4 protein-coding genes are annotated in these 12,508 nt (G+C 56.3%); all 4 read left to right on the top strand.

The genetic code is table 11. From position 1 onward, the window contains the following. Positions 1-10: 10 nt before the first annotated feature. The 4 genes from PGRAT_RS08855 (at position 11) to PGRAT_RS34285 (ending at position 12,317) form a co-directional block, all read left to right on the top strand. Entirely contained in the window at positions 11-1,198 is a 1,188-nt protein-coding gene (locus PGRAT_RS08855) for an MFS transporter (RefSeq protein WP_025708028.1), read from the top strand. Continuing rightward, entirely contained in the window at positions 1,195-10,413 is a 9,219-nt protein-coding gene (locus PGRAT_RS08860) for a type I polyketide synthase (RefSeq protein ID WP_042266418.1), read from the top strand. Before PGRAT_RS08855 ends, PGRAT_RS08860 begins: the two co-directional genes overlap by 4 nt. 11 nt (positions 10,414-10,424) lie before the next feature. After that, a complete protein-coding gene (locus tag PGRAT_RS08865; RefSeq protein WP_025704494.1) occupies positions 10,425-11,615 on the top strand; it encodes an Acg family FMN-binding oxidoreductase in 1,191 nt (396 codons plus the stop codon). Between the two features lie 228 nt (positions 11,616-11,843). Then, the gene (locus PGRAT_RS34285; protein WP_244884053.1) at positions 11,844-12,317 is read left to right on the top strand and encodes a hypothetical protein; all 474 of its coding nucleotides are present in this window, start codon (positions 11,844-11,846) and stop codon (positions 12,315-12,317) included. Positions 12,318-12,508: the final 191 nt, after the last annotated feature.

Raw genomic sequence — 12,508 nt, forward strand, 5'->3', positions numbered from 1 at the left:
GGGCGGTGTGATGGAACTAAAGACGCACAAGCCAGGGAAGCTGGGGGACCTTTTTGGAGGCGGGAAAGCCGTTATTTACGGTATCGCACTTTTGGTAGGCACCTCCGTCGGTGTCATTAATCCGCTCTCCACCACTCACATGACGGCGAATCACGGGGAAGAAATATGGATAGGGGTGATCTCCTCCTCCTACTTTTTCTTCATGGCACTCGGTTCCATGGTTGCAGACAGAACGATGAGAGGTACTGATATGAAGCGGGTCATTACTTCAGGCCTGCTGCTTACGGCGGTCTGCTCGGCGCTCTTCCCGCTGTTCACCGCGAATGCAGTCTGGCTGTTTCTGATGTCACTTATGGGCATAGGCATCAGCTGCAACATGATGGGACTTCAGACGGCGCTCCACAGTCTCACGGATGAGAGAAGTCTGGGGATGGTCAGCGGAATGTACAGCCTGTGTTTTGCGCTTGGACTGATTGCCAGCTCTGCACTTGCGCCGCAGGTCTACGACCAGGTAGCCTGGCTGCCGTTTGCATTCAGCAGCTTCTGTCTCGTGCTTGCTTCTGCCGTTATCTATTTCAAGCTGCCGGGTGTACTGGTCATTCCCGGGCGCTCGGGGGAAAAGGTGCTGTCCAGAATCAACCTGCCGCTGTTCGGTGCTTTTGTCTACGGGTTCGGCGAAACGATTGTAGTGGCCTTATATCCCCTGTATCTGATCCGTGAGCATGTTGCCGTTGCCCAGACGGGGTATGGATTAAGCATCTTTGCTGTCGGCAGCATCCTCGGCTTGCTGCCGGTCACCTATCTGGCTGACCGGATCGGATGCAAGAGATGCCTGATTTTATGTGTAGCTATCTCGATCTTTACCCTTCTGGGCATTGTGACTTCCGGCAGCATGCCTTTAAGACTGCTGTTCTCCTTTGCCTCCGGGTTCATCATCGGCCCCCTGTACCCGTTGGCGATGGCGCTTACGGCGCAGGAACTGACGCCAGGGGAGAGAGCCTCAGGGAACGCTTTGTTTACCACATTTTATGGCTTTGGATCAGCGGCGGGTCCGTTTTTATCCTCGGTAGCCATGAATGCATGGGGCAATCAGCATTTATTCACTGTATGTGTGCTGCTGTTCTGCCTGTTCCTTGCCCATGCGGCAATAACCAGAAAAGGATCGAAAGTAAGGGTAACGAAGGAGGAAATATTGTGAGCAGTTCCAAACGGAAGAAATCAGAAACCAAGCTTTCCATCCTGAAGGGCGAAAGCATCACCGGCAGATTTACGGAAATGGGGAATCTGGCCAATGTGCTGATTCACGTGTCCGGCAATACAGACCGGGGCATTACCTTCCTGCAAAATGATAATTCAGAGTTCTTTCTCTCCTATCTGGCCCTCCTTGAAGGCGCAACCCGCCGTCTCGGCGGCCTGCAGGAGCAAGGTTTTGCACCAGGCCAGTATGCGCTTATTCTGCTGGAGGACAGCCGGGAATTCGTTCTTACGTTCTGGGCATGCATCCTGGGCGGAATCATCCCCGTACCGGCCTCCTATCCTGCCTCTTCGAAGGTCATCAATACCTCCCTAAGCAAGCTGCAGGCGATATGGGAGGTCCTGGAACGGCCGCTGATCATCTCGGACCACAGCATCGCAGAGGCGAGGGATGAGATGGAGACCACGCTCGGCATCAGCGGCCTGCGGATTCTGGAAGCCGCAAAGCTGGATACAGCCGGGCGGGACGGAACCCATATGCTGGCCGGGGCGCATACTCCGGCGATGATTCAATTCAGCTCCGGGAGCACAAGTGTGCCGAAGGGAACCATTCTGACCCATGATAATCTGCTAACCAATATAGAATCGATTATCACCAGCTCAAGGATGTCAGAAGATGACCGTTCCCTTGGCTGGATGCCGTATCACCACGACATGGGACTGATCGGCTTCCATCTGTCCACGGTGGCCTGCGGGATTAACCAGTTCAATATGACGCCGATGAAATTTGTAAAAAGGCCGACCCTGTGGCTGGATATGATCGACAAGCACCGGATCACCTTCACCGGCTGCCCGAATTTCGGGCTTCGTCTTGTCAGCAGCAGAGTGAAGGAAGAGCAGCTGAAATCCTGGGACCTAAGCTCGCTCCGGCTGCTCTATAACGGTGCCGAGCCTATATCGGTGAAGACCATGCGGGAGTTCATGGACAAATTCGTGCACAGCGGGCTAAAACGCAGTGCGATGTATCCTGTATATGGAATGGCGGAGGCCTGCCTGGCGGTCAGCTTCCCCCGGCCCGGCGAAGAGCCGCTGGTCCATTCCGTCAGCCGCGAGCGGCTGGTCGGTGAATCCCGGATTGAGGCCATCGGCGAGAACAACAGGCATGCCTCATTAATTGCTGATGAAGGCTACCCTGTGACGGGCATGGAAATCCGGATCGTGGACGAGGCTTCGGGTGCAGTCGTTCCCCAAGGCACGGTGGGCGAAATTCAGATTCGCGGCCGCAATGTGACTTCGGGCTATATCAATAACCCGGAGGCTACCGCGCGGTCATATCAGGACGGATGGCTGAAGACCGGCGACACCGGCGTTGTTCTGAACGGGCGCTTATCGGTAATCGGAAGAATCAAAGACATCATTTTTGTCAACGGCCAGAATTTCTTTGCGCATGATATTGAAGCAGTAATGGAGGAGCTGGATGGGGTCGAACCGGGCAAGATTGCCGTGTGCGGCTGGCATGATGAACAGGAAGGACAAGAGAGAGTCGGGATCTTCTCAACGGTAAGGCTTAAGGAGCAGGAAATTAAGCCGTTCTATGCCAAGATACTCCGTCATGTGAACGAGGTCATCGGCATCGCTGTAGACTATGTGTCACTAATCCGCTCTATCCCCAAGACGACAAGCGGCAAAGTGCAGCGGTTCGTTCTTGTCGAGGCCTTCCGGAAGGGAGAGTTCCAGGACAAGTCGTATTCCGCCGCGTATTTCGCAGAGGAGACAAAGGAGGCTCACTCTCTCGAGGCACCGTCCCTGGAGGCACCGTCTCTGGAGGTACCGTCTCTGGAGGTACCGTCCCTAAAGGCACTGTTCCCAGTGGCGGCTCCCGGAGCCTTTCTGGACAAAATTCGCGGCGTTTGGGCTGAAGTGCTGGGCCGTCCGGCTGCAGCGATTCCGTATAACCAATCTTTCATGTCCATGGGAGGCACCTCGCTCAAGGCGATACAGATTCTGGGCGCTTTGGAGGACGAACTGCGCATTGAACTGAATCATGATCTGCTGATCAAATGCCGCACCATTGAGGAGATGGACAGCTATCTGGCCCGCAGAGTGAATACGGGCGGCAATCCGCCCTCTTCCGGGGAGCGGCAGTCCGCTGCCGTTCAGGACACCAACAGCGGCGATGCAGATATTGCTGTGATTGCGATGGCCTGCCGGTTCCCGGGTGCTTCAAGTCCGGAGGAATTCTGGAACAACCTGCTGCAGGGGAAGGATTCCATCCGTGAAGTGCCGCGGGACCGCTGGAATATTGACGATTATTACAGCCCCGCTCCGGAATTCGGCAAAATTTACTGCCGTAATGGCGGGTTCCTTGATAACCCTTATGGCTTTGACGCTGCTCTGTTCGGCATCTCCGGGGATGAAGCGGCGGTGATGGACCCGCAGCAGCGGATCGTGATGGAGCTGGTATACGAACTGATTGAGCGGGCGGGATATTCAAGGCAGCAGATGAACGGCAGGGATGTCGGACTGTTTGTCGGTGCGGGCGGCAATTCCTATTTCGAATATCACCTGAATACTTTGAACCGAATGAATCTTCAGAGCTTTGACAGCTTCTCTATGCTGACGAGCGTGCAGCAGGAGCGTATTATGGAAGAATGGAAGCGGAAGCTGGGGGTTACGGGAACTCATCCCAACCTTCTGGTGGATAATATCGTCAATATGATTCCGGCACGGACTTCCCAGGAATTTAACTTCAAAGGGCCAAGCATGGTGGTAGATACGGCCTGCTCCTCTTCCCTGGTCACGCTGCATCTGGCCGCAGCCTCGATCCGCAGGGGGGAATGCGGATCTGCCATTGCCGGTGGCATTCATCTTATGCTGACGCCGGCCTCCTATCAATATTTCAGCAGCGCCGAAGCCTTGTCCCCCACTGGCCGCAGCAGCGTGTTCGCGGCTGACGCAGACGGCTTCGTTCCGGGCGAGGGTGCCGGACTGGTGATGTTGAAACCGCTGGGGCAGGCACTGAAAGACGGCGATCCGGTGCTGGCGGTGTTGAAGGCCAGCGGGATCAATAATGACGGGCATTCCATCGGCGTAATGGCACCGAATCCGGACGGGCAAAGGGAGCTGATAGAATCCCTGTACATCAGGCACAATCTCAGTCCGGCGGATGTGCAGTATGTAGAGGCCCACGGAACAGGTACCAAAATCGGTGATCCGAGTGAAGTTAGAGCACTGGATAATGCCTTCAAGCGCTGGGGACTGCTGCAGCAGTCAGTTGCCATTGGATCGGTGAAATCCAATATTGGCCATCTATTGGGGGCGGCGGGTATTGCAGGCTTCATTAAAGTGGTGATGGCGCTGCAGAACAAGATCATGCCGCCGCAGATCAATGTCTCCGCTCCGAACCCGATGCTGAAATTTGAGAAGACGCCGTTCTACCTGCTTACCGCAGCCCAGGAGTGGTCGGTGGCCGAAGGAACGGCCAGAAGAGCAGCTATCAATTCCTTTGGCTTCGGCGGCACCAACAGCCACATGGTGGTTGAAGAAGCGCCTGCACGGGCATCAACAAGTGAAGCAGAGCAACCGGTGCGGGCCAAGCATATCATAGGGCTGTCCGCACAGACTGAGCCGGCGCTGCTGCAGAAGATGCTGGAGCTTGCGGCATTCCTGGAGCAGCACGGGGACTATCCGCTGGCAGATGTCTGCTACACCGAGAATGCCACGCGAACCGTATTGCCGCACCGCTTCCATGCCGTGACGGATTCGGTACCGGATCTGATCAGAAAGCTGCAAACCGGAGTCCCGGCCGCTGCCCCGGTTTCTCATTCACCCGCAATGGCCCTGATGTTCACCGGACAAGGATCGCAGTATGCAGGCATGGGCAGAGCGCTGTATGAAGGACTTCCCGCCTTCCGGAACAATATTGACGCCTGCTCCGCAGCGTTTGAGCCTTATCTGGACCTGAAGCTGACGGACCTCATCTATGGCGGGGAGGCCGATGATAAACTGCTTGCCCAGACACAGCTTACCCAACCGGCCGTTTTTACACTGGACTATGCGTTTGGGCGTCTGCTGCTGGATGCGGGCGTCCAGCCTGCTTATATGCTGGGGCACAGCATCGGAGAATGGGCTGCCGCATGCCTTGCGGGCATTGTCAGTCTTGCCGATGCGGCGAGGCTGGTCGCCGCAAGAGGCAGGCTCATGAGCGGGCTTCCGGCTGCCGGAGCCATGGCCGCCATATTCACTTCAGGCAGCGCGCTGGAAGAATTGCTGCAGCCTTTTGACGGTTCCTTATGGGTTGCCGGATACAACATTACGCATCAGGTGGTCTCCGGCAGCAGCGAGGCGGTCGACGAATTCTTATCCGTACTGCAGGGCAAGGGGATCAGGGCCAAACGGCTGAATGTGTCCCAGGCCTTCCACACTCCGCTGATGACCCCGATGCTGGAGGCGTTCAGGAAGGAGCTGGAGGCCACTGTATTCCATGCGCCGCTGATTCCGGTGATCTCCAATGTCACTGCCGAAGTGATCGAAGGTCCGACTGCGGCAGAGTACTGGATGCGGCATATCCTGGAAGCTGTCCGTTTTGAACAGAGCCTTGCTTACGCGCTGGACCAGGAGGTCTCGGTTCTGATTGAATGCGGACCCGACGCGATCCTCGCCGGAATGGCGGGGGGGCTGCGTCACCCGGTCAAGCCGCAGGTGCTTCATGCGCTTAGCCGCAAGAAGGATCCATGGGACACCTGGCTTGGCCTGCTCGGCCAGCTGCATTGCCTTGGCGCCAGGCTGGACTGGGCGGCTGTGGAGCAAGGCGGACTTTTCCGTAAAGTACCACTGCCTGCCTATCCTTTTGAGCATACAATCTTTAAGCCCGATTTCGGAGATAACTCCGGCTCAGACTCTGCTGTAAATGCAAGGAAGTGGCTCCATGAATGGAAATGGAGACCTGAGCCGCTTGCGGAAGACAACAGTCTTGCGGCCGGGGCGGTGCTGGTGTGGAAGGGGGAAACGGAGTTCGGAAGGGAACTGGAGAGCGTGCTCGACACTGAGCGCAATCCGGTCTTTTATGTAAGCTTCGGCGATGAACCGCATTATGACGGGGACCGGAGCTTCACGATACGGATGGATAGGGAGGAGGATTACAGCGCCATGCTGCGCCAGCTGCCGGGCGCTGTCTCCGCCGTTATTCATTTGTCCAACTACGCGCGGGAGAAGCTGCGTACCCCAGAGCTGTTAACGGACATCCAGGCGGTGAACGATGGAATTTGGAGCCTTTATTTCCTGGGCCAGACGCTGGTGCTGCAGGGGCTGCGCGATGTGCGGCTTATTATTGTGACGAATAAGGCGTTCAGGCTGGAGGGGGATCAGGAAGCAGGGAATCCGGCGCAGACGGCAGCGGCTGCAGTGGGTCAGGTCATTGATTTGGAGCATGAAGGGATTCATGTCTCGGTGCTGGATATGAACAAGGATGAATATCTTACAGGCCAGGAATTTGCGGCCGCCCTGAACGCTTCACTGAAGCTGAGGAACGATGGGGAATCTGTCACTGCGATCCGCAGCGGTACCGCATATTTGCGGACCCTGGAACGGATGCCGGAGCAAGTAGCCGGAGAAGGGTTTGAACCATACAGCGGCGAAACCTACCTGATTACCGGCGGTACAGGGCTTGTCGGCAGCCGGATCGCCGAAGCGCTTGTCCGGCAGGCGCAGATCAACCTGGTGATTACCGGCCGTAGGCCGGTTCCGGCTGAACCCGGGCGTCTCCTTGAGCTGGAGAAGCTGGGGGCGCAGGTGATGTATGCGGCAGTGGATGTCACCAGCCGTACGCAAATGGAGGAATTATTGGACCGCATTCATGCCGTCTATGGACCGCTGCATGGTGTCATTCATGCAGCCGGCCGGATGGAATATGCTCCGCATAAGCTGCTGGCCCGCAGCCAGGACGAGATCGAACAGGTGCTGGCTCCCAAGTGGCAAGGCACGATTATTACGGACCTCGTCACCCGGCAGGAGCCGCTGCGATTTTTTGCAGCCTTGTCCTCTGTCTCGGCCTCCCGCAAAGCTTGGGCTTCCGGGCTTGGGGATTATGCCGCGGCGAATGCGTTCTTGAACGGCTACTGCATTTTCCGGGCCGGGGACCATGCGCCGGGACGCTCCTTATCCATTAACTACTCCCTCTGGAAGGATACGGGGGCCGGAACCGATTACGGCAAACTGGTTGACCTCGCCCTTAAGGGACAAGGCTTGCAGCCGCTTGCCCATGAGGAAGCAGCGGCTGCTTTCCTGAGAGCCTTGTCCTCTACCGGGTCTGATATTGTTCATGTACTCGATCTGGTGGAGCCGAAGGCGCAAAAGGAATATTCCGCACTGCCTTCCAGGCAGCAGGAGCCTATGCGGGTGGCGGAGCGGCCGTTCACCCATCGCTCCACGAGAGAAATCAGAGATATTGTCTATCAGGCCATCGGTGAGGAATTGCGGATATCTATCCGCAATCTGGATGCGGGCATGAATTTCACGGAGCTGGGTCTGGATTCAGTTGGAGCGACACGGGTGGTTGCCGACATTGGCGGCAAGCTTAATACAGAGCTTTACCCGACCCTGATTTTTGAATATCAGACGCCGGAAGCCCTGGCCTCGCATATTGCGGAGCAGCTGACCGAGGACTCAGCGGCTTATGCCGCTACAGCCCTGGAGACAGCGGGCGGAGCAGCTGAATCCGGCCCGGAAGAGCGGCAGGACATCGCCATCATCGGCATGGGTCTGCGCATACCGGGGGCGAACAGCCTGGAGGAATACTGGGAGCTGCTGCACAGCGGCAGAAGCGCTATCCGTGAAGTGGCTTCCGGCAGATGGTCGGATGACAAGCATGTGAACGAGGATGCAGGCGTGTTTCATACCTCCTATACCGGCAAGGGCGGGTTCATCGACGCCCCGTATGATTTTGATCCGCTGTTCTTCGGCATGTCGCCCAAGGAAGCGGAGTCTGCAGATCCGCAGCAGAGGATTTTCCTGCAGATTTGCTGGGAGGCCCTGCAGCAGGCGGGATACGGCGGGAAATACCGCACCCGCAAAATAGGAGTGTTCGCAGGCTGTGAGCAGAACACCTATATGGAGCATTTCGCTAATTACCGTTCCTATATGCTGATTAAGGAACGGTTGCTGGACAGTTCGGCCTTCACCGGCATGCTGCCTGCTGAGCGGCAGGAGATTCTCGCCCGAATCTCCGGCGTGCTGGAGCCTGCACGGCTGGTCGCCGATGTTGTTGCAGGGAACGGCCTGAATGAAGTGGCCGCGAGGGTCAGCCATTGCCTCAACCTGAGCGGGCCGAGCCTGATCGTGAATTCCGCCTGCTCCTCTTCCCTGGTGGCCATCCATATGGCCTGCGAGAGCCTGCGGACCGGACAGTCGGAGATGGCGCTTGCCGGAGGGGTGAATCTGAACCTTAGCCCGACGCCGTTTGTGTCTCTGAGCCGGGTAACCGCGCTGTCTCCAACGGGCGAGTGCTATCCGTTTGACCAGCGGGCGAACGGAATGGTTCTGGGGGAAGGGGCAGGCGCTGTGCTCCTGAAGCCGCTTCAAGCCGCGTTGCGGGACGGCGATCATATCCATGCGGTGATCAAGGGCTCGGCAGTCAACAATGACGGGCGCTCCCAGGGAATCACTGCGCCAAGGCCGCAGGGTCAGGCCGAGGTGATCCGTGAAGCATTTGTGCGGACCGGCATTCATCCGGAGACGGTATCCTATATTGAGACCCATGGCACAGCCACACCGCTGGGGGATCCGATTGAAATTGAAGGCATGACACAGGCGTTCAGCAGCTTTACGGACAAGAAGCAGTTTTGCGGCATAGGCTCTGTAAAATCTTCTGTAGGGCATATGTTATCCGCCGCAGGGGTGACCAGCCTGATCAAAGTGGTGCTGTCTCTGAAGCATCAGATTCTTCCGCATACGGTAAATTACGAACAGCCTAATCCTAATATTGATTTCGAGCATTCCCCTTTTTATGTCGTGGATAAGCATCCCCGGCGGTGGGAAGCCGCCGGAGACGCCCCGCTGCGGGCCAGCGTGAACGCCTTCGGATTTGGCGGAACCAATGCCCACGTTATTCTGGAACAGGCGCCGCCGGAGGTAGTTGTTCAGGAGGATTCGCCGCAGCTTGCCCCGCAGCTTCTGCTGCTTACGGGCAGAAATGAACTTGGACTCAGACAGGTTGCCGGCCGGCTCCGGGCCTATCTTGCGGATAATCAGGAACTTAGCGCCGCTGCCGTCTGCCGTGCGATGAACCGTTCGCAGAAGGAGTTGCCGGTCAAGGCAGCGGCTGTCGTAACCTCCAGGGAGCACCTGGCCGGCATTCTTTCGGCTGTCGAAGACGGCGAGCACCTGGCCGGAATCCTCAGAGGCCGGGCTAATCCGAACAGAACGACTCCGGTCCAATGGGTGCTTGACGGCGGAAGGACCTTGAGCGGCCAAGAATTGGATGCTGTCAGCTCGCGGTTCCCCGGCTTCGGCCTGGCTTACCGCGAGGTCATGGAGGCGGCCGGTGCAGCAAGCCAACAGATCGAATGCCTGGCCCTCCAGTTTGCGCTGGGCAAGCTGCTTCTCGATACTGGCATCCGTCCTTCAGCTATTCTGGCCGAAGGGGCCGGCATTCCCGCAGCCCTGGTGCTTACGGGACGAATTACGCTGCGCCAGGCTGCTCAGTTCATTCAGGACAGACGGGAGCCGGCAAGAGATTCTTCGCCTCTCCCCGAAGGGCTTGTGAAGTGTGCGGTTGTTATTCCTTCGGGAACCGTTGATCAGCAGTCCATGGAAGGTCTTTGGCCGCTGATCGCAGAATCCATGGTGAACGCTCTGGAGCTTACAGACTATGAACATTCATTGGAAGCGGGCGATGCGCTGCTGTACTGCGGCAGCCTCCGCCACCGGGGCAGCCTGCCCCTTGACGCCATCCGGGGAGTTCATGCCATCTGCCTGCCGCTTGAGGATGACCCTGCGGAGCATTTGCTGCGGGCCATGGCAGAGCTGTATGTGCTGGGTGTGCCGTTTGATCCGGCAGGACTGTCAGTTCCAGGCGGGCGAACCCTGCCTCTGCCGACGTATCCTTTTGAGTATGCGACCTATAAGGCGTCGTTCGAGGAAGAAATTCTCCTGCCGCAAGCATCAGGGACTCCATACGTTGATCCGAATTCCAGAAAAGGACTCAAAAAACTAGAGGTATAAAGGAGAGGGCCATGAGCAAGCGCGCCAAAATATCTATGATTATACTACTATCTGTTGTTATTCTGCTCATCCTGCTTGCCGGAGCGGTATTCACGGCGAGCGGCGTATTTAAGAAAGCCAAGTACCTGGACCCCTGGAAACGTGATTACGTTGACCAATTCGAAGATCCGAGAGTGAAGCTGGCGGCCTTTGGCTTACTTGCTCCCAACGGACACAATATGCAGCCCTGGAAGATTCGACTCGACAAGCAAAATCCGCTTAAGTTCTCTTTGTACGCAGACAATACACGCCTCGCGCTGGAATCCGATCCTGTGGCCCGGCAAACCATGGTTTCACAAGGCACCTTTCTGGAATATATGAAGGTTGCCGGAGAACAGTTGGGCTATCGGGCGGCGATCAGGCTTTTTCCGGAAGGGGAATACGATGAGCAGAAGCTTAGCGAGAGTATGGACCAGAAGCCTGTAGCGGAAGTAACGCTGTCCAAGGCACAGCCTGCGGCTAATCCGTTGTTTGATTATATGTTTTTGCCGGATACCAACCGGATGGCCTATAAACCCGACCCGTTGACTGCGGAGCAGCGTAAGCGTCTGGAGCAGACCAATACGGATGAGGTTTTGAAGTTAACCTTCACGGATGCTCCGGCGGACATTAAAAAGCTGGGAGAATACGGTGTAGAGGGTACAGATATTGAAACCGGGCTTAAGCGCATGAATGACGAGTCGGCAGACATTTTCCGTTCGAATGAGAATCAGAAGAACAAATACCGGTACGGTTTTTCGTTTGAGGGGCAAGGAACCACGGGTATGAAAAAGCATCTGCTGCAAGGCATGATTACGATCATCCCATCCTTTAATAATGAGGAGGCTTCGACAAAGCTGGCTGTCGATGCGGCCCGGACGGCAGCCGAACATTCACCGGCCTATGCATTGATTCTCAGTAAGGACAACAGCCGCACAAGCCAGGTAAAAGCAGGTATGCTCTACAGCCGGCTCCTTCTGGCCGGACATGAACAGGGACTGGTGATGCAGCCGCTGAGCCAGGTGCTGGAGGAGTATCCGGAGATGAAGGCGCCGTATACCCGGATCCATCAGGAGTATGCTCCGGGCGGTGAAACGATCCAGTTCCTGATCCGCTTGGGCCAGCCGACCCAGGATACGCCGCTGAGCATGAGAAGAGAGGTTACCGACCTGATTGCAGACTGAGCGGGGCACACTTTCGCTTCTCAGTTCATAATCAAGGAACTTTAGAGCACCGTTTCCCCTTCAGGGGCGTAAGCAGTCATGGCAGGGGGAACGGCATTGCCAACCGAATAAACCAGAATCATTGACCATCGACTGGTCCGACGGAAACACAATAGAAGCCAGAAACAGCTGGCTTTTATTGTGTTTTCTGTTGTAGATAAGGTGTGAAGGGGATGAGAGTCTTTTTGTTTGATTTGTCTAAAGGACGAATGTGGACTGGAAACAACGGCAGAAATGCCGTTGTTAAGCGCCCCAGTGGCGGAGTGCCCGGAAACAACGGCAGAAATGCCGTTGTTAAGCGCCCCAGTGGCGGAGTGCCCGGAAACAACGGCAGAAATGCCGTTGTTAAGCGCCCCAGTGGCGGTGTGCCCGGAAACAACGGCAGAAATGCCGTTGTTGAAGCGCCCCAGTGGCGGAGTGCCCGGAAACAACGGCAGAAATGCCGTTGTTGAGAAGCTGAAGGCTGGTGTGCCTGGAAACAACGGCAGAAATGCCGTTGTTGAAGCGCCAAAGGGTGGTTTGCCTGGAAACAACGGCAGAAATGCTGTTGTTGAAGCGCCAAAGGGTGGTTTGCCTGGAAACAACGGCAGAAATGCTGTTGTTGAAGCGCCACAGGTCAGTTTGCCTGGAAGCAACGCAGAAATGCCGTTGCTGATGAGCTGAAAGCTGGTTGCTTCAAGGGAACAATCCAGCCGGCGGACTCGGAAATTCAATTTCTGCTTATAGTTGCTTCCTCTAGGGTGAGGTGTGGCGGCAGGGATGTCTATTGCACTTTTTACGCAGCTTACTCTTAAATAAGCTTAAAAACTAAATCTATTGTATTCTATGCAGCAGATTATGCATGAAATACAATT

The organism is Paenibacillus graminis (assembly GCF_000758705.1).
Lineage (GTDB): Bacteria > Bacillota > Bacilli > Paenibacillales > Paenibacillaceae > Paenibacillus_AQ > Paenibacillus_AQ graminis.

Bases quoted from the DNA above. Each gene is read 5' to 3' on its own strand.
- PGRAT_RS08855 (WP_025708028.1), top strand. From the start codon at position 11: ATGGAACTAAAGACGCACAAGCCAGGGAAGCTGGGGGACCTTTTTGGA.
- PGRAT_RS08865 (WP_025704494.1), top strand. From the start codon at position 10,425: ATGAGCAAGCGCGCCAAAATATCTATGATTATACTACTATCTGTTGTT.